The organism is Streptomyces sp. NPDC000594, assembly GCF_040299965.1.
In the GTDB taxonomy this organism is placed as follows: Bacteria; Actinomycetota; Actinomycetes; order Streptomycetales; family Streptomycetaceae; genus Streptomyces.
This window is the reverse complement of record NZ_JBEPCY010000022.1, coordinates 25,931-46,765: the sequence shown is the minus strand read 5'-3', so window position 1 is coordinate 46,765 and position 20,835 is coordinate 25,931. Positions and strand designations below refer to the sequence as shown.

Here is a 20,835-nt window from a genome sequence, read left to right as displayed (position 1 = left end):
CTCACTCCGGCCAGGGGCGGACGCGGAGCGGTTACGGCACCCGCACCGACTGGGCGTGCCGGAAGAAGTTCTGCGGGTCCCAGGTGGACTTCGCCCGCTGGAGCCGGGCGTAGTTGCCCTTGTAGTACAGGGTCTGCCAAGTGGTCCCCGAGGTGTTCAGGGCCGGGTCGCCGAGATCCTTGTCGGGATAGTTGATGTAACAGCCGTCGTTGATCGTGTTCGGCACCGGAACGCCCCCGGTCTCCGCGTACATCTGCTGATAGAGGTCGCGGATCCAGGAGAGGTGCAGAGCCTCCTGGGCGGGGTCGGTCCAGTAGACCTGGAACTGGAGCTTCATGATCGAGTCGCGCTGCGGCACGGCGGTGTCCGCCGACGGGACCGCGTTGATCCGGCCGCCGTACGAGTCGACCTGGACCAGGGCGCCATCGGGGTTCCGGTAGGTGGTGTACAGATTCCGGTGCAGCGCCGCGATCTGCGCCGGGGAGAACGGCTTGCGCGCGTACGACGACTTGTACTTGCCGTACTGGCCGGGGTTGCCGCCGCTGAGATGGTCGGTGGCGATGTACCAGGGCAGCTGGCGCGCGCTGCGGAACTGCGTCAGGGCCGCGTGCTCGCCCATCCGCTGGGTCATCGCGGTCGGCTGGACACCCACCCCGGCGGTGATCGCGGTGAGGTACTCGTGCAGCCGCTGCCGGGCGTTGGGCACCGAGGCGTCCATCTGGGTGATCAGCCCGATCTCGCCCGCCCCGCTGTGGGTCAGCTTCAGCAGACCGAAGAGGGATTCGTACGGGGAGCCGGGCGCGCTGTTCTGCTCGTGCCAGGTACCCCAGTTCTGCACCAGCCGGGTGAACGAGGTCTCGGTGAGGTCCGCCCACTTGAAGGCGCTGGCCTGGAGCAGCACCTCGGACGGCGGCCGGGGCAGCAGCTGACCGGGGTCGGTACTGGTCGAGCCGGGCTTCTTCAGCCAGTAGCGGGTGATCAGACCGAAGTTGCCACCTCCGCCGCCGGTATGGGCCCACCACAGATCCCGCAGATCCTGCTCGGGGGAGTTGCGGAACGCCTGGACCTTCTGGGCGGTGCCATTGCGCACCACGACGACCTCGACCCCATGGAGATAGTCGACGGTCAGTCCGTGCAGCCGGGAGAGCAGACCGTAGCCGCCGCCGGATATATGGCCGCCGACGCCGACGGAGGCACAGCTGCCCGCCGGGAGGGTCACCCCGTAGAGCTTGTACAGCTTCTCGTAGATGTCGAGGTTGGAGGCGCCGGCCTCGATCTCGAAGGCGTGGTGGGTGGGGTCGAAACGTATCTGGTTCATCGCCGAGAGATCGACGACGACCTGCACCGCGTTGTTGAAGACGAAGTCCTCGTAGCAGTGGCCGCCGCTGCGCACGGTCAGCCGCTTGCCCGCGGTGACCGCCTCCTGTACGGCGCTGACGGCATGGTCGGCCGTGGTGACGAGGACGACCCTCTCCGGGGCGGCCTGCCAGCGCATGTTGTTGCCGCGGACGAGGTCGGGGAAACGGGGGTCGGTGGGGGTGACGACGACCGGTGCGGCCAGGGCCGCGGTCGACGGGCGGGCGGCGGCGACGGCGGAGGCGGGGGCCGCCTGCGCGTTCGCCGGAAGGGCGGTGGAGAGGGCGGCCCCGCCGGCGACAGCCGCGGCACCGGCGAGAAGGGACCGGCGGCCGACGTTCTGTTCCGGGTTCTGCTTGCTCATGGTCATGACTCCAGGAGATCCGACGAGAGACGGAAGCTGATCGATAATCGATCAGTGCTGTGGAGCGGTCGAGCGTCGCCGTGCGGGACCGGCACCGCCCGTCGATCCTGGGCGTCATGAGGTCAACTTCCCCGCGTGATAAGGGAGTCGGCCCCGCCGCGGTATCCCGCTCGGCTGGTGAATCGTCCGGGAAGAGGGCCCGAGCGGCGAAGAGGTTGCGGCGGAACGGCGATTGATCGGCAACTCCCGGGAAGTCGGCCAACCCGCGTCGATTCCGCGCCAGAGAGGGGCGCGCGGGGTTTGCGCCGGGGCGCATCCGGAAACGCCGGGGCCCGCCCCCCGAGGGGGACGGGCCCGGTGCGCGGTGGCGGGGTCAGGAGGCGGGCTGCTCCACCGGGGTCTCCTTCTTGCCGTCGACGGCCGCGGCAAGCTGGGGACCGAGGCGGTCCAGGACATACGGCAGGCTCAGCACGGTGCCGAAGGTGGCGGCGTGACCGTAGTCGCTGGTCTCGTGGATATAGACCTCACGGCCCTCCTTGACGACCTTCAGATCGCCGTACGAGGGGTCCTTGCGGAGCTTGGCGCTGTCCTTGGCGACATCTCCCACCATCCAGACGATGGTGTCCTGGTCGAGGAGGTCGGTGCGCTCCTTGCTGATGTTGGCGCCGAACTTGCCGCCGATGGCCTTGTCCAGACCGGACGGCAGGGTGAAGCCGAGGTTGGTCAGCAGCCGCGAGCGGGGGTCCTGGCTGCCGTAGACGAAGATGCCCTCGTACGGGGTGCCCATCACGGCGGTGGCGTTCTTGAACTCCGGGCGCGCGGTGGCCTTGAACTTGGCCTCGACATCGGCGACGGCCTTGGCCGCCTGATCGGACTTGCCGAGCGCCTTGCCGATGATGGTGGCCTGCTCCTGCCACGGGACGCCGTAGTCCTGGTACTTCTTGGGCTGGGCGACGACCGGGGCGAACTTGCTCAGGGTCTCGTACTGCTCCTTGGTGAGACCCCCGTACACGGAGATGATCAGGTCCGGGTCGAGCGCCGCGACCTTCTCGATCTGCGGGCCGGTGCCGGTGTCCTTGAGGACGGTGGGCGGCTCGGCGTCGCCCAGCTCGTCCTCGGCCCAGGGGCCGACGGTGCCCTTGAAGTTGCCGATCCAGTCCATGGAGCCCACCGGGACCTCGCCCAGGGCGAGGACGGCGTCCTGGTCGGTGAGGCCGAGGGTGACGATCCGCTTCGGCTGCGAGGGGATCTTCGCCTCGCCGTACTTGTGCGCGATGGTGACGGGGAAGGCGGACCCGGAGGTACCCGCCTTCTCGCCGGTGTCGTCGGAGCCCTTGCTGTCCTCGGAGCCACCGCCACAGGCGGCGGTGGTGAGGATCAGCAACGCGGAGGTGAGCACGGCGGCGACGCGCGGTGCTCTCAGGGAGCGGGCCATGGACGGTCCTTCTGTTCTGTCGATGGTGCGGGACGGATGGTCTGGGGGGTGGCCCGGTCCTGCGCGGGAGGGCGACTCTCCGCACTGTCCGGCTCGGGACCGTCCACGGGGGGACGGTCCGGCGGGTGGGGACCGGACACCCGGGGGCCCTGGTCCTGGTCCTGGCCTTGGTCCCGGTCAGGGGCCATGTCATGGTCGGGGGCGCGGGGCGCGGGCGGCCGGGGGTCCGTGACCCGGCTGTCGGACCAGGCGCTCCAGAGGGTGGCGTACCGGCCCCCGGCGGAGCGCAGCTCGTCATGGGTGCCGCTCTCGACGATCCGCCCGGCCTCCATGACGACGACCCGGTCGGCGCCGGCCGCCTGGGTCAGCCGGTGGGCGACGATCAGCGCGGTCCGTCCGTCCACCGCGCGGGCGACGGCCTTCTCCAGGGCACGGGCCCCGGTGCTGCCCGCCTCGGCGGTGGCCTCGTCCAGGATGACCACCGGGGGGTCGGCGAGGACCAGCCGGGCGAGGGCGAGGGCCTGGGTCTGGGCCCCGCTGAGCCGGTGGCCGCCCTCGCCGACCACCGTGTCCAGCCCATCCGGCAGGGCGTCCACCCAGCTCAGGGCGGAGACCCGGTCGAGGGCCGCACGCAGTTCGGCGTCGGTGGCGGTGGGGGCGGCGAGCCGCAGGTCCTCGGCGAGCGGCCCGGCGAAGACATGGGTCTCCTGGGTGATCAGCGCGATATGGCGGCGGGCCGCCACGGGGCCGATGGCGTCCAGTGGGACGCCGCCGACGGTGATGGTCCCGGCGGTCGGCACATGGATGCCCGCGATCAGTTTGGCCAGGGTGGTCTTGCCCGCGCCGCTGGCGCCGACGAGGGCGACCCGCTCCCCGGGCCGCAGCACCAGGTCCACCTCGGAGAGGACCGGGTGGCCCGCGCGGTAGGCGTGGTGGAGACCGGCCACGGCGATGGAGGCGTCCTGGGGGACGGCGGGCCGCTCGGGGTCGCGGGGCTGCGGCTGGTCCGCGACGCCGATGATCCGGGAGAGGCTCGCCACGGCGGACTGGGCGTCGTCCAGGAGCCCCAGCGCGGAGTTGACCGGGGTGAAGAGGCTGTGGAAGTAGAGGGCCGCCGCCGTCGCGGTGCCGACCGAGGCCGAGCCGTCCCGCACCAGGAGGTATCCGGTGGTCAGCACGGCGGCCAGCCCGATGAACTCGGCGATGTGCAGCCTGCTGTAGAAGCTGATCACCAGGTCGATGCCCCGCATGATCAGCCGGACCATGGACCAGGAGCGCTCGGTGACCCGGTCGGTGTGGTCCCGCTCCAGCCGCAGGGCGCGCACGGTGGAGGAGCCGCCGATGGTGTCGAGGAGCTGCTGCTGCTGGGCTCCCCCGGCGACCCGCTGCGAGGCGAAGAGGGGCACGGCCCGGCGGAGGTACCAGCGCGCGGTCCAGATCTGGACCGGCAGCGCGAGCAGCGCGGCGAGCAGGAACCGCCAGTCGAGCAGGGCGAGCGCGCCGAGGGTGAGCACGATGGCGAGGACGGAGCGGGCCAGCTCCGGCAGGGCGTTGCGGACGCCGTCGGCGATGACGGAGACATCGCCGGTGACCCGGACGGTCAGATCGCCCGAACCCGCCCGCTCGACCTGTTCCAGCGGGAGGCCGAGGGCACGGGCGACGAAGCGCTCGCGCAGCTGGGCGAGGATGGTCTCGCCCAGCCGGGAGATCAGGCCGAGGCCGAGGCCGGTGGTGAGGCCCTGCACCACGGCGACGACCGCGAGCAGGACGACGGTGCCGGTCAGGGCGTCCGGGGGCCTGCGGTCGGCAACGAGGTCCACGATCCGGCCCAGCAGGGGCTGGGTGAGCAGGCCCACGGCGGTCGCGACGACCATGACACCGAAGCCGGTCAGGGCGAGTCGGCGGTGGGGGCGGAGCAGCTCGCCGACGGCGGCCCGGGTACGGGCGGCGGTGGCGATGGGGAGCAGGACGCGGCCGGAGCCGGTGGACGGCGCGGGGCCGGCCGCTTCGGGGGTCGTGTCGGGGTGCCGCTGGGGCTCGGTCATGAGAGCACCGCCGTCCGGTAGCCGTCGCGGTCGTGGACGAGTTCGGCGTGGGTGGCGTCGGCGACCAGCCGGCCGTTCTCCACGAGGACGACCCGGTCGGCCACCGCGAGCAGTGCGGGGCTGGTCGTGATCATGATCGTGGTACGGTCCCGGCGGATCTCCCGGATGCCGTCGGCGATGCGGGCCTCGGTGACGGTGTCCACGGCGGTCGCGGGTTCATGGACCACCAGGACGGGGGCGTCGGCGGCGAGGGCGCGGGCGAGGGCGACCCGCTGGCGCTGCCCGCCGGAGAGGGAGCGTCCGCGTTCGGTGATCTCGGTGTCGCCGCCCTGGGGCAGGGCGTCGGCGACATCGTCGGCCCCGGAGGCGGTCATCGCGGGTCCGATGTCGGCGCCGGGCGCGGCGGCGGCCCGGACATTGCCGGTGAGGGTGCCCTCGAAGAGGTCGGCGTCATGCTCGGCCACCAGGATGGCGCCCCGCACGGCGGCGGGGTCGAGGGTGGTCAGCGGGACGGTGTCGAGTTCGACGGTGCCGTGGTCGGGGTCGCCGTGGCGGCCGAGGAGGCCGATCAGGGCGGCGGCGTCGGCGGGGTCGGGGGCGACCACTCCGAGGACGGTGCCGGGGGCGATGTCGAGATCGATGTCCTGGAGCGGGCCGCTGGAGACGGAGCGGAGGCGGAGCCGTCCCTCGACGGGGTCGGGCGGGGTGCCGTCACCGGGGAGTACGGCCCGGTCGGCGGCGAGCACCGCGGCGATCCGGGCGGCGGAGGCCCGGCCCTGGGCCAGCTCGGCGTTGACCCAGGAGATCTCGGAGAGCGGGCCGATGAGGAAGAGGGCGAGGCCGACGGCGGAGACCAGCTCACCGAGGCTGATCTCGCCCTGGGTGGCGAGGCGCCCGCCGATGAGGGCGACCAGGGCGATGAAGATCCCGGTGAGGGTGAGGACGATGCCGTTCTGCCAGGCCTGGGCGCGGGCGGCGCGCAGGGTGGCGGTGAGGGAGTCCCGGCTGGTGCGGCGGTAGCGGGCGACGGCGGCGGGCTCGGCGCCGATGCCCTTGAGGACGCGCAGCCCGGCGACGAGGTCGGCGGCGACGCCCGAGGCATGGGCGGCCCGCTCCTGCTCGGCGCCGCTGCGGCGCTCCAGCGGCTTGCTGACCAGGTGGCCCAGCCAGAGCAGCAGGGGGGTGCCGAGGAGGACGAGCAGACCGAGCGGGAGCGAGATCCGCAGCAGGATCACGGCGGCGACGAGCAGGCCCATCAGGGCCCAGATGCCGACGATGAGCGCCATGGTGACCGCGCCGACGCGCTTGGCGTCCTGGGTGGCGATGTTGGTCAGCTCACCGGAGAGCCGCCCCTGGTCGGCACCGCCCTCGGGGGCCAGGATGCGGGCGACCAGGCGGGTACGGAGGCGGTGTGCGGCGGTCTCGGCGGCGCGCTCTCCGGCGCGGGCGCCGAAGCGGAAGCTGAAGGAGAGGGCGATGTAGACGAGGCCCAGGGCGGCCAGGCCGAGGACGAGGTCGCCGCTGTCGCCCCGGGCCACGGCCCGGTCGATCACGACGCCGATGAGTACGGGGACCAGGGCCTCGCCCGCCTGGTGGCCTGCGCCCAGGGCGGCGCCGACGACGACATCGCGGCGTTGTCCGGTCACCGCCTCCCGCAGAACTGTCCTGCCCGACAGATCTGTTGAAACCACCCGCACCCCTCCGGAGCCGTCCGGTGCCCCTGGAACGAGCACAGCAAGGAAGTAAGGTTAGCCTAAGCCGCAACCGTGGAGCCACCCGAACGCATCCCCCGGCCCCGGCGCGGCCACCGCGAGGGCGGCCCCGCCGGGCGGCGCTCTCCTTGTATAGAGGGAGAACCTCCGGAGGGTCTCCCTCGCTCCGTCCCCGCCGGGAATCCCTCCCCCGCCCGGGGCCACCCGACCGCCCGGCCCCGGCGGTGACCCGCCCGGCACGGCGGACCGCCCGGGCGACCGGGCGCGATCACCCGGGGATCACCTCGGCCGGTCGTGGTCGCACCGGGGCCGGGAATCCGGCGGCGGTACGTGGGCCGGGACCCGGCGGGGGTCGGGCCGCGCCCCGGTCGCGGGCGCGGCCCTGCGTGCGGCCTCCGGGGGCGGGACCCTCGGTCAGGGGCCTCGCTCAGGGGCCCTCCGGGGCGGGGTGCGACTCCGGGGTCAGGGTGTCCGCGGTGGCGCGGGGGGCCGGGACCGAGGGGGACGGGGTGGTCGACCCGTCCAGCCGGACCAGCCGGTAGCGCCGCTCGTAGCGGGGGGCGCCGCGCCGGTCGCCCTTGCGGGGGCGGGCCCGGCGGGCCGCCGCGACCAGGGCCGCGATCTCCGGCCGCTCCCGGCGCAGCCGGTAGAGCGCGCGCCCCGACATCCCGATGAGCGCCGCGGCCGGTGCGTGCAGCGCCCCCGCGCGCAGTGCGGTCAGCAGGACCCGCAGCGCCGCCGGGTTCAGCCCGGCCGGTCCCGGCTCGGCCCGGCGGGTGCGGGCGAGTTCGACCGCCGCCGCCATCGCCGCCCCGAACGAGGCGTCCCTGGCCTGCCAGTTGGCCAGCAGCCGCTCCGACACCCCGGCCGCCAGCGCGCAGGCCGCCGGACTCAGACCGAGGGCGGCGGCCCGCAGCGCGTCCGCCATCCGTGTGCTGTTCTCCTCCCCCAGCGTGGGGCCTCTGCCCAGCGCGCGACGGAGGGCACGGTCGATACCCTCATGCGCGTCGAGCCCGGCCAGTACCTCGTCCGCCCACGTATCCAGTCGGCTCGCGGGGACCTCTCGCCACTCGTCCACTCAGCAACACCTTCTTAGGTTAGCCTCACCTAAGCATAGTCATGATCGTGTCGGGCAATCCCGTTCGACACGGCGGAGTTACCGGAGCACCGGCCGGCACAGGACACCGGCGAGCGGGCCGGCACCGGGCTCCGACGGTTCCTGGGAAAGGAAGTGTCCGTGCTCTGCGCCAGATTCAGCAACGCGAACGTCATCACCATGGACCCCACCCGCCCCACCGCCCGTGAACTCGGTATCTGGCGTGGCCGGATCGTGGGCCTGGACGAGGAGGTCTCCGGCCTTCCGGCACGGCGGGTCGTCGACCTCGACGGAGCCACCGTACTCCCGGGCTTCATCGACAGCCACACCCATCTGACCTGGGCGGGACTCAAAGCCCGCGCGGTGAGCGTCGCCCCCTGCGCCCGGATCGAGGAGGTGCTCGCGGCGGTCTCCCGGGCGGTCGCCGCCGCCCCGCCGGGCGGCTGGGTCGATCTGGCCGGATACGATCAGCGCCCCCTCGGCCGTCATCTCACCGCCCGGGAGCTGGACGGGGTGAGCGAGGGCCGCCGGGTCCTCATCGGGCATGTCTCCGGCCATGGCTGCGCCGTCAACTCCGCGGTCATGGAGGCGCTGCCCGCCGCCATCCGCACCGAGGGCTTCCTCGCGGAGGAGGCCATGGGCGCCGCCCGCGCGCTGCGCCCGCCGTACACCCTGGCCGAACTCGCCCGCGCCATCGGCACCGCGGCCACCCAGTGCCGTGCCGAGGGGGTGACCGCCTGCGCCGAGGCGGGCATCGGGAGCACCCTCTTCGCCCATGGCCCGCTGGAGGGCGCCGCCCATCAACTCGCCCTGGAGAGCGGCCGGCTGCCCATCCGGCTGCGGCTGATGGTCTCGGCGGACACCCTGCGCCCGGTGGCGGCGGCGCCCGAGGACACCACCCCGTACGCCCTCGGACTCGGTCTGCGCACCGGCTTCGGCGAGGGCGGCGAGCTGTCGCTGGGCGCGCTCAAGATCTTCACGGATGGCGGGATGATGGCCCGTACCGCCGCGCTGACCAGCCCCTATGTCGGCTCCGAGGATTCCGGGCAACTCCAGCACACCGACCGCCCGCTGGACGAGACCATCATCGATGGGCATCTGGCGGGGTGGCAGCTGGCCGTGCACGCCATCGGCGACCGCGCGGTCGATGTGGCGCTGGACGCCCTGGAGCGGGCCCAGCGGCTGCTGCCCCGGCCCACCGCCCGGCACCGGATCGAACACGCGGGGCTGGTACGCCCGGATCAGCTCCCCCGCTTCGCCGCCCTCGGCGCGACCGCCGTCGTCCAGCCCTCGTTCCTGCGGTACTTCGGGGACGACTACGCCGACATCATGGGTCCGGAGCGGGCGGAGTGGCTCTACCGGGGGCGGGGCTTCCTCGACCACGGGGTGCGGATCGCCGGGAGTTCGGACCGCCCGGTCGCCGACGGCGCACCGCTGCGGGCCATCCAGTTCATGGTGGAACGGGCCTCGCGGTCGGGGCGGATCATCGGCCCGGCGGAGGGGATCACCGTCGAGGAGGCGCTGCGCGCCTACACCGCGGACGCGGCCTACGCCTGCCACTGGGAGGAGAGCGCCGGGACGATCGCTCCGGGCAAGCGCGCCGACCTGGTGGTCCTCGGCGACGACCCGAGGCGGGTGGCGCCGTCCCGCATCGGGGAGATCGAGGTGATCCGTACCCACGCGGCGGGGGACGACGGGATCTAGGTCGTCTCCTTCGGATCTCGCTGGGCTCCGGAAGAGCGTCCCCGACCGCCTCCGGCCGGCTCCGCCGTCACCCGGTGCGCGGAGCCCGGGCCGAACTCCCCCGGTGGGCGCGCCCGTTCAGCGGGTGAACGACGCCCAGACCGTCTTGCCGCGCGGCGGGGTGAGCGACCAGGACCAGTGGGTGCTGAGCGCGCCGACCAGCGCCAGTCCGCGCCCGCCGGGGGCGCAGGTCCCGGCCTCCCGGGGGCGCGGCGGCCGGGAGCTGGGGTCGGTCACCGCGAGGACCACGTCCGAGGGGTGGAGGAAGACACCGAGCCAGACGGGGTAGTCACCGCGGTCGGTGCCGTCGGGGTCGAGGGCGTGCCGGACCGCGTTGGTGACCAGCTCGCTGACGACGAGGGCCGCGTCGGGCACCAGCCGGGAGAGCCCCCAGCCGCCGAGGGTGAGTCCGACGAAGCGCCGTGCCTGGGAGGCGTTGCGCAGGGTGCCGTCGAGCCCGCAGGCGGCGAAGCCCGCCGGGCCCATGTCCCGCTCACGCCCCCACAGCGGCTCGCTCGCGCCGGTTAAGCCGAGCGGCCAGTCCATTCCGGGGTCGGGAGCGGCGAGCTTTCCGCCTCCTCCGAAGCCCGTGCCCGCCGAGGCTGCCACATGGGTCGTCACTGGTCATGTCCCCCTGAAGGTTTAGGACTTCACCGCTGCCGCCGGTGCCGCGGAACGAGTATGGTCGAGTATCACGCGGGAATGCAATTGCATCTGAGATTGCAAATGGGATTGCATGACCCTTCGGTCAAGATGAGCGAACCACCGTACGGAGAGCAGGGGGCTGTTGTAATGGAACGTTTCGCCAACGGCATGCGGGCCAGCGAGCTGACCACCGCCGCATGGACCAAGAGCAGCCACAGCAACGCGACGGGGAACTGCGTGGAGCTGGCGAAGCTGCCCGACGGCTCCATAGCCCTGCGCAACTCCCGCGACCCCCAGGGTCCGGCGCTGATCTACACCCCGGACGAGATCGCCGCGTTCGTGGCCGGCGCCCGCAGTGGCGACTTCGATGGATTCGTTGGCTGAAAACAGCCCGAACGGACCCAACTCCCCTGCTCGACCGGCCCAGGTGAGGGATACTGACGGCTTCCGTCAACGTCCGTAGGAGCGCCCGATGGCAGCAACCGACCCGTCCGAGTCGTTGTTCCTACGCCCCCTGGGTGCGGTCGAGAAGAACCCGACCGCCCTCAAGCTGATCCTCGGCGGCAAACTGCGCGAGCTGCGCGTCGCCGCCGGACTGGACCCCGCCGACGTCGACGGGCGGCTCGGGTTCTCCCGATCCAAAACCAGCCGAATCGAACTGGGGCGCCATGGCTGCAAGCACGACGACGCCGTGGCGCTGCTCGATCTGTACGGGGTGGAGAACCCCGAGCGCGTCGAGGAGTTCCTCAGACTGGTGGACCAGTCCAGAAGACCGGACTGGTGGCGTTCGTTCAACGATGTGCTCTCCGACTTCTTCACCCCGCTGGTCGCGCTGGAGAGCGCGGCGGAACGTATCCGCACCTATGAGCCCTTCTATGTGCCGGGTCTGCTCCAGACATCGGCGTACACCCGTGCCGTCGTCCAGGTCGGCCCGGGGCATCTGCTGCCGCACGATGTGACGCGCCGGGTGGAGCTGCGCCAGGAGCGGCAGACCCAGCTCGACCGGCCGGATGCCCCGTATCTGTGGGCCGTGATCGACGAGTCCGTCCTGCTGCGCTCGGTCGGCGGGCGCGAGGTCATGCGCCACCAGCTCGAACATCTCATCGCGCTGATGGAACGGCCGAAGATCACCCTCCAGATCGCCCCGCTCGATGTGTCGGCCGCGGCGGGCGTCGGCACCGGTGTGACGTATCTGCGGTTCGCACTCGGCGATCTGAAGGACGCGGTCTACATAGAGCATCTGACGGACTCGACCTTCACCCAGAAGCCGCAGATCGTGGAGGAGTACCGCAATATGCTCGACCGGGTCGGCGCCTGTGCGCTCACCCCGGCGAGGACGATGCGGGTACTGCGCGAGCGGCTGGCCCAGTACTGACCGATACCGCCGGGACCGCCGCACCGACCGATACCGGCGGGTCCGCCGCGCCGGAGCGGTGGCGCGGCGGACCCGGGCGGACGGGCGGGCTCAGCCGAGCCGGGCCACCCCGCCCCACTCGATCCACTCGTCGGTCTGCTGCACCGGGGCGAGATCGCTGTCCGGACGCCAGGTCGAGACCTCCACCAGACCCGGCTGGAGGAGGTCGAAGCCGTCGAGATAGGCGGCGACCTCGCGCTGTTCGCGCACCCGCCCCCAGTGGCCGCCGGTGGCCTCGGCCATGAAGTCGGTGACGTACTTCCGGATCTCCGGCCGCTCACTGACCAGCTGGCACACGACGAGGAAGCTCCCCGGCGCCAGCCGCTCCGCCACCCGGCGGATCAGCCCCGCGGGGTCGCTCTCGTCCGGGATGCAGTGGAGCACCGAGACGAAGAGCGCGGCGACCGGCTGCTCGAAGTCGATCAGCCGCACGGTCTCGGGATGGCCGAAAATACCGTCGGTGTCCCGCATATCGGCCTGGATGACCGCGGTGCGGTCGTTCTCCTCCAGGAGGGCCCGGCCGTGCGCCAGCACGATGGGGTCGTTGTCCACATAGACCACCCGGGAGGCGGGATCCACGGCCTGGGCGACCTGGTGGACGTTGTCCTGGGTGGGCAGACCGGAGCCATGGTCGACGAACTGGCGTATGCCGTGGTCGGCGGCGAGCATCCGTACCACCCGGCGCAGGAAGCGGCGGTTGTTGACCGCCAGCACCTTGGTACTGGGGACCGCCTTCAGCAGCTCCTCACAGGCCACCCGGTCCGACTCGTAGTTGTCGTCGCCCCCCAGGTAGTAGTCGTACATGCGCGCCACGCTGGGCACGGTCGTGTCGATGGCGTCGGGGCGCCACGACTCCTCTTGCATACGGTCTCACCTGTGTCGTCGGTACCGTTCCCCACAGGGGGGATTGCCGGGGGTCATGCTAGGGAGCACGGGGGGTCCGGCATAGGGAGACGCCGAAGAAGGCTCGCCGTGGGGCCGTCTTTCGGCCGCCGCCCCCTCGGCCCCCGCATCCACCCCTTCCCGCCCCTCCCGGCTGAGCTGCGCCGATTCCCCCCGGGCCGGGAGAAGGGGCACGGAGTGTCCGCCAGCGAACGGCCTGGGAACGCCCGGAAGCCACTTGCCCGAATTTGCCCAGTTGGTTGAGTTTTCTCCTGAAAGACTGAGTCCGACCCGTGACCTCCGGGGCCCCGGACTCGGTTGAACGCGGCAACAGACATAGCTTAGGGTTGCCTAAGTCGATCAGCGCCGCGGTCTCCGCGTCGGAGGGCGTGCCCTCCCATGACAAGGGTTCCCCCTTTCCATGGACGCCCGGTCGGCCCCTTCGAACACCAAATCTTGAGGAATCGTCCATGCTCGGGTTCACTCGCGTGGGTCGCCGCGCGCTCGCCGCCGCGGCCACCGCCACCGCCGTTGTCCTCACCATCGGCGGCTGCTCGTCGTCCGACAGCGAGGACAAGAAGACGGACGGCGCAGCCGAGAAGAAGAGCGGCGGGGCGTTCCCGGTCTCCATCAAGAGCGCGCTCGGCACCGCCACCATCGACCAGCAGCCCAAGCGGGTCGTCACCCTGGGCCAGGGCTCCGCCGAGACCGCCATCGCGCTCGGCCACACCCCGGTCGGCATCGAGAGCTACCCGTGGGGCGCCGACAAGACCGGCTACCTCCCCTGGATCCACGAGGCCGTGACCAAGAAGGGCGAGAAGCTGCCCAAGCAGTTCACGGGCGGCGAGGAGCTGGACACCGAGGCCATCCTGGAGCTGGAGCCGGATGTGATCCTGGCGCCGTGGTCCGGCATCACGGAGAAGCAGTACAAGATCCTCAAGGACATCGCCCCCACCGTCGCCTACCCCGACCTGCCCTGGTCCACCAACTGGGACCAGCAGATCGACATCATCGCCAAGGCGCTGGGCAAGCCGGCCGAGGCCCCGAAGCTGATCGCCGACATCGAGAAGCAGCTGGCGGACGCCGGCAAGACGCGTCCGAACTACAAGGACCTGACCTTCTCGTACATCTACAACACCGGCCCCGGCACCCTCGGCGTCTTCAAGCCCGAGGAGCAGCGGGTCAAGATGGTCTCCTCGCTGGGTCTGAAGGTCGACCCGGTGGTGAACGGCTTCAAGGAGACCAAGGGCACCGACTCGGCGCTCATCGGTCTGGAGAACGCCGGCAAGCTGAAGGACAGCGACCTGATCTTCACGTTCTACACGGACGAGAAGAACCGCAAGGAGATCGAGGGCCAGCCGCTGTACGGCAACATCCCGGCGGTGAAGAAGGGTGCTGTGGTCGTCGGTGACAACAACTCCTTCGTGACGGCCTCCTCCATCATCAACCCGCTGACCGTGCCGTGGACGATCGACCGGTACCTGCCGCTGATCGACAAGGCCGTCAAGGCCGCCGGAAAGTAACGGCGCCGACGACCGCCGACTCACCGGTCCACACGGAATACACGGGACAGAACGCCTGATGGCCACCGTTTCCCCGCACCCGCCGAGCAGCGCCCCCGTCAAGGGCACCGCTCGGCGGGTGTACGGTTTGTGCGCCGCGCTCGCGGCCCTCGCGCTCGCGCTCTTCGCGAGCATCATGTTCGGCAGCCGGACCACGTCCTTCGGCGATGTGGTCGAGGTACTGCGCGGCACCGCCGACCTCCAGCTCACCACCGTGGTGGAGAGCCGCTACCCACGGACCGCGCTCGGTGTGCTGGCCGGGCTGGCGCTGGCGGTCGCGGGCACCCTCATGCAGGGCATCACCCGCAACCACCTGGCCGAACCGGGACTGCTCGGCATCAACGCGGGCGCCTCGGCCACCATCGTCACCGCGACCGCCTTCTGGGGCGCCAGTGGCAGCACCGCCGCCATGTGGTGGGCACTGCCCGGCGCGCTGGCGGCGGGTTTCCTGGTGCAGGCCATCGGCGGCGGCCGGGCCGGCCGCAGCCAGGTACGGCTGGTGCTGGCCGGAGCGGTGCTCTCCGCCGTGCTGATGGCCTATATCCAGGCCGTGACCCTCACCAAGCCGCAGGTGTTCGACAGCTACCGCTACTGGGTGGTCGGCGCGCTCGGCGGCCGGGACTTCGATGTGCTGAAGTCCATGCTGCCGTTCGTGGCGATCGGTCTGCTGCTGGCGCTGCTGCTGGGCCGCGGGCTGAACGCGCTGGCGCTGGGTGACTCCACCGCCGCCGCGCTCGGTGCCAACCCCGCCGTCGTCCGGGCGGGCGGGCTCGCCGCCGCCACCCTGCTGAGCGCGGCGGCCACGGCGGCGGTCGGCCCGATAGCCTTCGTCGGCCTCGCCGTCCCGCACATCGTGCGGGCGCTGGTCGGGGTGGACTTCCGCTGGCAGATCGCGTTCTCGGCGGTGGTCGGCCCGACACTGCTGCTCGCCGCCGATGTCCTCGGCCGGGTCGTGATGCGCCCGCAGGAGCTGATGGTCGGTGTCGTGACCGCGTTCGTCGGCGCTCCCGTCCTGCTCATCGCCGTCCGCCGGATGAGGGGGAACGCATGATCACGAAGATGGACCGGGACCCGGCCCGCAGGCCCACCGGCGGGCCTGCGGAGTCCGGTGCGCCCGGGGAGCGGGGCGAGCACGGCGCCCCGGCGGGGGCGCGGACCTCGCCCAAGGGGCTGGTGACCCTCGGCCCCCGGTTCGCGGTCCCGCTGCGGCCCGCCGCCCTGCTGACCGCGGTGGGACTGCTGGTCCTGCTGGTGGCCGCCTCGGCGGCGACCCTCTCGCTGGGCCGGCTGGGGATCCCCCTCGCCGAGCTGGGCGAGGCGCTGCGCGGTGAGGCCACGGGCAAGAACGCCTTCGTCCTGGAGCGGCTGCGCGGCCCCCGGCTGGTGGTGGCGCTGGGCACCGGCTGTGCGCTGGGGCTCTCCGGTGCGCTCTTCCAGTCCGCCACCCGCAACCCCCTCGGCAGCCCCGATGTGATCGGTCTCGGCTCGGGCGCCGGGGCCGGTGCGGCCATCGCCGCGCTGATGTTCCCCGGCACGGTCTCCGTGCCGCTCGGTGCGCTCGTCGGCGGTGTGCTGGCGATGGTGCTGGTGTATGTCTCCACCGGCACCGGCTTCCGCAACCCGGCGCGCCTGGTGATCGCCGGTATCGGGGTGGCGGCGATCTGCACGGCGGTGACCCAGTACGTCGTGTACGCGATGGAACGGGACAACGCCACGGCGCTCACCGCCTATGTCAACGGCAGCCTGTCGTCGCGCTCCTGGGAGGATGCCACCACGATCGGTCTGGTGCTGCTGGTCACGGCGCCGCTGACCGTGCTGATCTCCCGGCGGCTGAGCATCGGGGAGATGGGCGACGACATCGCCCAGGGGCTCGGGGCGGAGCCGCTGCGCACCAAGTCGTACGCGGTCCTGCTGGCCATCGCGCTGTCGGCGGGGGCGGTCAGTGTCGCGGGCCCCATCGCCTTCATCGCGCTGACCGCTCCACAGATCGCCAAGCGGCTCACCCGGCTGACCGGGCCGCATCTGATGCTCTCGGGTCTGATGGGGGCACTGCTGCTGGTGCTCGCCGATCTCTGTGCCCAGCAGCTGCCGCTCTTCGAGGATCTGCCGGTCGGTATCTACACCATGGCGATCGGTGGCGCCTATCTCGGGTATCTGCTGATGCGGGAGCGGCGCAAGGGCGCCCTCTGAGGGAAGCGGACGGCCGAGGGGGCCGTGTCCGGCGGATCGCGCCGGACACGGCCCCTTTCCCGTTCCCCCCTGCTCTCCCCCGTTCCCCCTGTTCGGTCCTCGGGGCTCCAGCGCCGGGGTCACCGGTCCGCGAGCACCCGCTCCGCGTTGGCGAGCTGGGTCCGGATGTCCCGGGCCACGGCGGCCAGCTCGGAGCGCCTCTCCCCCATCGCACGCCGCTGGTAGGCGGCGTCCACCGCCGACCAGACCCCCACCACATTGGTCGTCCGCTTGCACTCCACGTCCGCGACGGCCAGCGCGATCTCCGTACGGGACGGTACGGGCCCGGCGGCGCGGTCGCCCGCGCCGGGCACCCGGACGGGGTCCGGGTAGTCGTACCCCCGGGCCGCCATACAGCGGGACCAGGCCCGGAAGACGGCCCGTACCCGGGGATCGCGCCGGGAGCGCTGATAGCTCCCGATGTTGATCTCCCCCACCAGCTCGCGGTTGCCGATCCGGTCGGGGTCGCCCGACAGGGCGGCGGTGGCCTCGCCCAGACAGCCCCCGGGCGGGACGGCACGGCCCCGGGGATCCCGGGTGACCGGGGAGCCGTCCGGCCCGAACCCGGTCAGCACCCGCATCGCGGCGGGCACCGGCCGGGGCCCCCGGTCCTTCGCCCGGGGCCGGAGGACGGTGTCACCGGCCGGGTGGTAGCCGTGCCGGGCGGCGACGGCCGCACTGGTCAGCCCGTACCGATGGGCCGTATTGGCCGGGTTGAGCGTCCCGGTCTCCCCCGACGGCCCCGACGGCGCGGGCCAGGAGTGCCCGTACCGCTCCATGCACACCGCCGCGAGCTTCCCCCGGGCCCGCAGCACCCCGGCGATCTGCCGGTCGGTGAAGAGATACGGCTCGATCGGGAGCACCAGATCCCGCACCGAGAGCATCAGGGGCACCGTGGCGACGGGCGGCGGACCGGATTCCTCCGCCGCCGGGCCCGGAGCCCCGGACGGCGGGGCGCACGCGCCGGAGGCCCCCACGGCGGCCAGCAGCAGGGCCGTGGCCACCGTACGGAGGGCCAGCGCGCGGGCCCGGCTGTGGATCAGCGCCACCAGCTGAGCGAGGCGTTGTTGTTACGGACGGAGGGGATCAGCTGACGGGCGTTGCCCGGGAAGAAGTCGTCGTACGGCGCCGGGCCGCTCGCGTTCTGGTTCTCGTTGTAGTGGATGCGCGCGGTGTGGTTGGCGTCGTTGTTCCAGGCACGGTTGACATTGTTCTTCACCGCCCGGCCATGGCCCTCGCCACCGGCGGCGAAGGTATGGCCGGCGAAGTCGTTGACCCAGTCCCCGTACTTGCTCCAGGAGCTGTTGGGCGACGCGCTGTAGTAGAGGTAGATATTGCCGTCCCAGGCGGCGGCCCGCTGCGGAGCGGCGGCGGGTGCGGCGACCGCCGGGGCGGCGGGCGGCGCGGAGGCCGTGGCGGGTGCCGCCCCCAGCGCTGCGGCGGCGGTGGTCAGCAGCGCCGCCATGGCACCCAGGGCGCCGGTCAGTCGTCGTGCGGTGGTCATAGGTGTTCCTCCCGTTGGGCGAGGCGGCGACGAAGCCTGTACGGCCCTGGCCGCCCCGTGGTCCGTGTACCGGAACCTAGGGCGGCGGCCGGCGAAGCGGAATCTCCTTCGGCGGTGGCCGAAGAACGTCGGTTGGCGGATTACGGGCTACCGCCCCGGGGGACGAACCGGAAGAGTGGGACACAGAGGAGAGCACCTTGTCACGGGGGTACGTCGGTGCTGCGCATCCACTTCAGTCCGGCCGACCTCGGCCGGATCCATCTCGCGCCGGGTCCCGATCCCGCCTGGGAGACCCTGCTCAGCCTGCATGTGCTGGGCAGCAATGACCAGGATCCCGGTATGCGTTCCTGGCGCGCCCGGGTGGGTGGCTCGCTGGACACGGCAGCCCGCCCGCTGCTGCGGCTGGCCCCGCCCCGCGGTTACTCACCGGACTTTCTGACACCGGCCCAGGGCGCCGACTGCATGGAAAGCGGAATCGAGCTGATCGTCTCGACCTCCCGCACACAACTGCGAACGGATATGGCCACTCTGGGACAGCAGCGGCGGTTGCCGCCCTGGGCCGAGGTGCTGGCGAACGGCCGTGCGGAGGCGCTGCGCGGACTCGGCACCGCGCTGCGCCGCTACCATCAGCAGGCGCTGGCCCCGTACTGGCCGCAGCTCCGGGCCACGGTGGACGCCGAGCGCGAGCTGCGGGCGCGGGCCTTTCTGGCCGGGGGCACCGACCGGCTGCTGGGCAGTCTGCATCCCACCATCCGCTGGGAGCCGCCCGTGCTGCTGGTCGCCTATCCCGTCGACAGCGAACTGCGACTGGAGGGGCGGGGGCTGCGGCTGGTGCCGTCGTTCTTCTGCCGGGGGACGCCGATCACCCTGCGGGACACCTCGCGCTCGCCGGTGCTGGTCTATCCGGTGGCCCGGGGCATCGGCGCGCTGGAGCCCGCCGGGGCGGGGACGGGGGCGGACACCCTGGCCCGGCTGCTGGGGCGGACCCGGGCGGCCACCCTCTGCACCATCGCGGACGCGGAGCACACCACCGGCCATGAGATCGCTCGGCGGCTGGACATCTCCCCGGCGTCGGCGAGCGAGCATGCGACGGTGCTGCGGGACGCGGGGCTGATCCGCAGCCTGCGGGTGCGGAACACGATCCGCCATACGCTGACACCGCTGGGGATAGAGCTGCTGGAGGGGCGCTCCTGGGCACCGGGCGGCGACCGCGCGCACGCGCTGGCCGGCCGGACCGGGCCCTGAGGGAAAAGAGGTGGCGGGCGCGGGTGGAGACCGCAGATGCTCGCACCATGACCACCGACTCCGCCCCTTCCGCCGACTCCCCCGATCCCACCCCCACCGGCTCCGAGCCGGTCCGGGACCGGGAACGGTCCACCCTGCTCCGATATCTGCGCGACCAGCGGCTGACGCTGGAGAGGACGTGCTCCGGCCTGGACGCCGAGCAGCTGGCGCGCCGCTCCGTACCGCCGTCCACGCTCTCCCTGCTGGGCCTGATCCGCCATCTGACACGGGTGGAGCACTACTGGTTCCGCCAGCTGATGGAGGGCCGGGAGCTGCCCATGCTCTACCGCACGGAGGACGACCGCGACGGGGACTTCAACGGCGCGGTGGCCGACCCGGAGGTGGTCGAGCGCGCCTGGGCCGCCTGGCGGGAGGAGGTGGCGCACGCGGAACGGTTCCTGGCGACGGCCCACGACCTCCTGGTCACCGGGGACCACCGGGGCCAGCCGATCACCCTGCGGGATGTGCTCGTCCATATGATCGAGGAGTACGCCCGGCACAACGGCCACGCGGATCTGCTGCGCGAGCGGATCGACGGCCGGGTGGGCCGGTAGACGGGGAACAATCGCCAGGGCGGCCGGTGTTGAGGGCGATCATGAAACACCATGACAGCGCGGCGATCCCGGCACGGGACCCGTACCGCAGACACCGTGTCCGGGTCGACGGAATCGGCATGGCCTACATCGACGAGGGGCAGGGCGACCCGATCGTCTTCCTGCACGGGAACCCGACGTCCTCGTACATCTGGCGCAATGTGCTCCCGCATCTGGTGGACCACGGGCGCTGCATCGCTCCGGATCTGGTCGGCATGGGGGATTCCGACAAGCTTCCCGACAGCGGGCCGCACTCCTACCGCCTGGTCGAGCACCGCCGCTATCTGGACGGGCTGCTGGAGACCCTGGGGGTACGGGAGCGGGTGACCCTGGTGGTGCAGGACTGGGGTTCGGCCCTGGGCCTCGACTGGGCCCGGCGGAACGCCTCCGCGATCCGGGGGATCGCCTGCATGGAGGCGTTCGTGGCCCCGATCCCCTCCTGGGACGACTGGCCCGAACAGGCCGTCCCGCTCTTCCGGGCGATCCGCTCCGCGGCGGGCGAGGACATGGTCCTCGAACGGAACTTCTTCGTCGAGGAGATGCTCCCCGCCGGAGTGCTGCGCGGACTGTCGGACGAGGAGATGACCGTCTACCGGCGCCCCTACCGGGAACCGGGCGAATCCCGCAGGCCGACCCTGACCTGGCCGCGCGAGGTCCCCGTCGCGGGCGAGCCGGCGGATGTCCACGACATCGTCACCCGTTACGGGGAGTGGCTGGCCACCTCGCCGGTCCCCAAGCTCTTCATCGAGGCGGTTCCCGGAACGATGTTCGAGGCACATCGCGCCGTCGCCCGCTCCTGGCCACGGCTGACCCATGTCACCGTCCCCGGCGGCCATATGCTCCAGGAGGACGCTCCCGACGCCGTCGGAACGGCCCTCGCCTCCTGGCTGCGCACGCTCCCCTGAGGGCTCTCCCCCGGAGGCTCTCCGCTGAAGGGCTTCTCCCTTGAGGGCCCTGCCGGGCACCCGCCG

The 20,835-nt window shown here is 72.2% G+C and carries 18 protein-coding genes; 9 read left to right on the top strand and 9 right to left on the bottom strand.

From position 1 onward, the window contains the following. Window positions 1-31: 31 nt before the first annotated feature. From ABT354_RS25855 to ABT354_RS25835, 5 genes are all read right to left on the bottom strand, one after another. Entirely contained in the window at window positions 32-1,720 is a 1,689-nt protein-coding gene (locus tag ABT354_RS25855) for an FAD-binding oxidoreductase (protein ID WP_351497898.1), read from the bottom strand. A 373-nt stretch (window positions 1,721-2,093) separates the two neighbouring features. After that, window positions 2,094-3,155, bottom strand: a complete 1,062-nt coding sequence (locus ABT354_RS25850; protein ID WP_351497896.1) for an iron-siderophore ABC transporter substrate-binding protein — start codon at window positions 3,153-3,155, stop codon at window positions 2,094-2,096. After that, the gene (locus ABT354_RS25845) at window positions 3,140-5,200 is read right to left on the bottom strand and encodes an ABC transporter ATP-binding protein (protein WP_351497894.1); all 2,061 of its coding nucleotides are present in this window, start codon (window positions 5,198-5,200) and stop codon (window positions 3,140-3,142) included. The genes ABT354_RS25850 and ABT354_RS25845 overlap by 16 nt, the downstream gene beginning before the upstream one ends. Further along, entirely contained in the window at window positions 5,197-6,891 is a 1,695-nt protein-coding gene (locus ABT354_RS25840; RefSeq protein ID WP_502983497.1) for an ABC transporter ATP-binding protein, read from the bottom strand. The genes ABT354_RS25845 and ABT354_RS25840 overlap by 4 nt, the downstream gene beginning before the upstream one ends. Window positions 6,892-7,339: 448 nt before the next feature. Next, window positions 7,340-7,990 (bottom strand): hypothetical protein, encoded by a 651-nt coding sequence (locus ABT354_RS25835; RefSeq protein ID WP_351497889.1) that lies wholly within the window; start codon window positions 7,988-7,990, stop codon window positions 7,340-7,342. 159 nt (window positions 7,991-8,149) lie between these two features. Here ABT354_RS25835 and ABT354_RS25830 point away from each other — a divergent pair, with 159 nt between their 5' ends. Next, on the top strand, window positions 8,150-9,712 hold the full coding sequence (locus tag ABT354_RS25830) for an amidohydrolase (protein WP_351497887.1): 1,563 nt from the start codon (window positions 8,150-8,152) through the stop codon (window positions 9,710-9,712). Window positions 9,713-9,829: 117 nt separating this feature from the next. Here ABT354_RS25830 and ABT354_RS25825 read toward each other — a convergent pair whose 3' ends face one another. Then, window positions 9,830-10,372 (bottom strand): ATP-binding protein, encoded by a 543-nt coding sequence (locus tag ABT354_RS25825; protein WP_351497885.1) that lies wholly within the window; start codon window positions 10,370-10,372, stop codon window positions 9,830-9,832. Window positions 10,373-10,543: 171 nt separating this feature from the next. On the opposite strand from ABT354_RS25825, the gene ABT354_RS25820 reads away from it, so the two are divergent. Both ABT354_RS25820 and ABT354_RS25815 read left to right on the top strand, forming a co-directional pair. Next, entirely contained in the window at window positions 10,544-10,780 is a 237-nt protein-coding gene (locus ABT354_RS25820) for a DUF397 domain-containing protein (RefSeq protein ID WP_351498007.1), read from the top strand. A gap of 88 nt (window positions 10,781-10,868) precedes the next feature. Further along, a complete protein-coding gene (locus ABT354_RS25815; RefSeq protein ID WP_351497883.1) occupies window positions 10,869-11,771 on the top strand; it encodes a helix-turn-helix domain-containing protein in 903 nt (300 codons plus the stop codon). 90 nt (window positions 11,772-11,861) lie between these two features. Here the strand turns inward: ABT354_RS25815 and ABT354_RS25810 are convergent, their stop codons facing one another. Then, window positions 11,862-12,674, bottom strand: a complete 813-nt coding sequence (locus tag ABT354_RS25810; RefSeq protein WP_351497881.1) for an SAM-dependent methyltransferase — start codon at window positions 12,672-12,674, stop codon at window positions 11,862-11,864. 488 nt (window positions 12,675-13,162) lie between these two features. Here ABT354_RS25810 and ABT354_RS25805 point away from each other — a divergent pair, with 488 nt between their 5' ends. From ABT354_RS25805 to ABT354_RS25795, 3 genes are read left to right on the top strand one after another with little or no spacing between them, the layout of a single operon-like run. Continuing rightward, window positions 13,163-14,215, top strand: a complete 1,053-nt coding sequence (locus ABT354_RS25805) for an iron-siderophore ABC transporter substrate-binding protein (protein ID WP_351497879.1) — start codon at window positions 13,163-13,165, stop codon at window positions 14,213-14,215. A 58-nt stretch (window positions 14,216-14,273) separates the two neighbouring features. Beyond that, window positions 14,274-15,305: a FecCD family ABC transporter permease gene (locus tag ABT354_RS25800; protein WP_351497877.1), complete on the top strand. Its 1,032-nt coding sequence runs from the start codon at window positions 14,274-14,276 to the stop codon at window positions 15,303-15,305. Beyond that, window positions 15,302-16,444: a FecCD family ABC transporter permease gene (locus ABT354_RS25795; RefSeq protein ID WP_351497875.1), complete on the top strand. Its 1,143-nt coding sequence runs from the start codon at window positions 15,302-15,304 to the stop codon at window positions 16,442-16,444. Before ABT354_RS25800 ends, ABT354_RS25795 begins: the two co-directional genes overlap by 4 nt. A 119-nt stretch (window positions 16,445-16,563) precedes the next feature. Here ABT354_RS25795 and ABT354_RS25790 read toward each other — a convergent pair whose 3' ends face one another. Beyond that, the gene (locus tag ABT354_RS25790) at window positions 16,564-17,532 is read right to left on the bottom strand and encodes a hypothetical protein (RefSeq protein WP_351497873.1); all 969 of its coding nucleotides are present in this window, start codon (window positions 17,530-17,532) and stop codon (window positions 16,564-16,566) included. After that, entirely contained in the window at window positions 17,523-17,987 is a 465-nt protein-coding gene (locus tag ABT354_RS25785; protein ID WP_351497871.1) for a hypothetical protein, read from the bottom strand. Before ABT354_RS25785 ends, ABT354_RS25790 begins: the two co-directional genes overlap by 10 nt. A 216-nt stretch (window positions 17,988-18,203) precedes the next feature. On the opposite strand from ABT354_RS25785, the gene ABT354_RS25780 reads away from it, so the two are divergent. From ABT354_RS25780 to ABT354_RS25770, 3 genes are read left to right on the top strand one after another with little or no spacing between them, the layout of a single operon-like run. After that, complete coding sequence (locus ABT354_RS25780) at window positions 18,204-19,232, top strand: ArsR/SmtB family transcription factor (protein ID WP_351497869.1); 1,029 nt, start codon at window positions 18,204-18,206, stop codon at window positions 19,230-19,232. A 47-nt stretch (window positions 19,233-19,279) separates the two neighbouring features. Further along, a complete protein-coding gene (locus ABT354_RS25775; protein ID WP_351497866.1) occupies window positions 19,280-19,825 on the top strand; it encodes a DinB family protein in 546 nt (181 codons plus the stop codon). Window positions 19,826-19,866: 41 nt separating this feature from the next. Further along, window positions 19,867-20,769: a haloalkane dehalogenase gene (locus ABT354_RS25770; protein WP_351497864.1), complete on the top strand. Its 903-nt coding sequence runs from the start codon at window positions 19,867-19,869 to the stop codon at window positions 20,767-20,769. The last annotated feature ends 66 nt before the right edge of the window (window positions 20,770-20,835 follow it).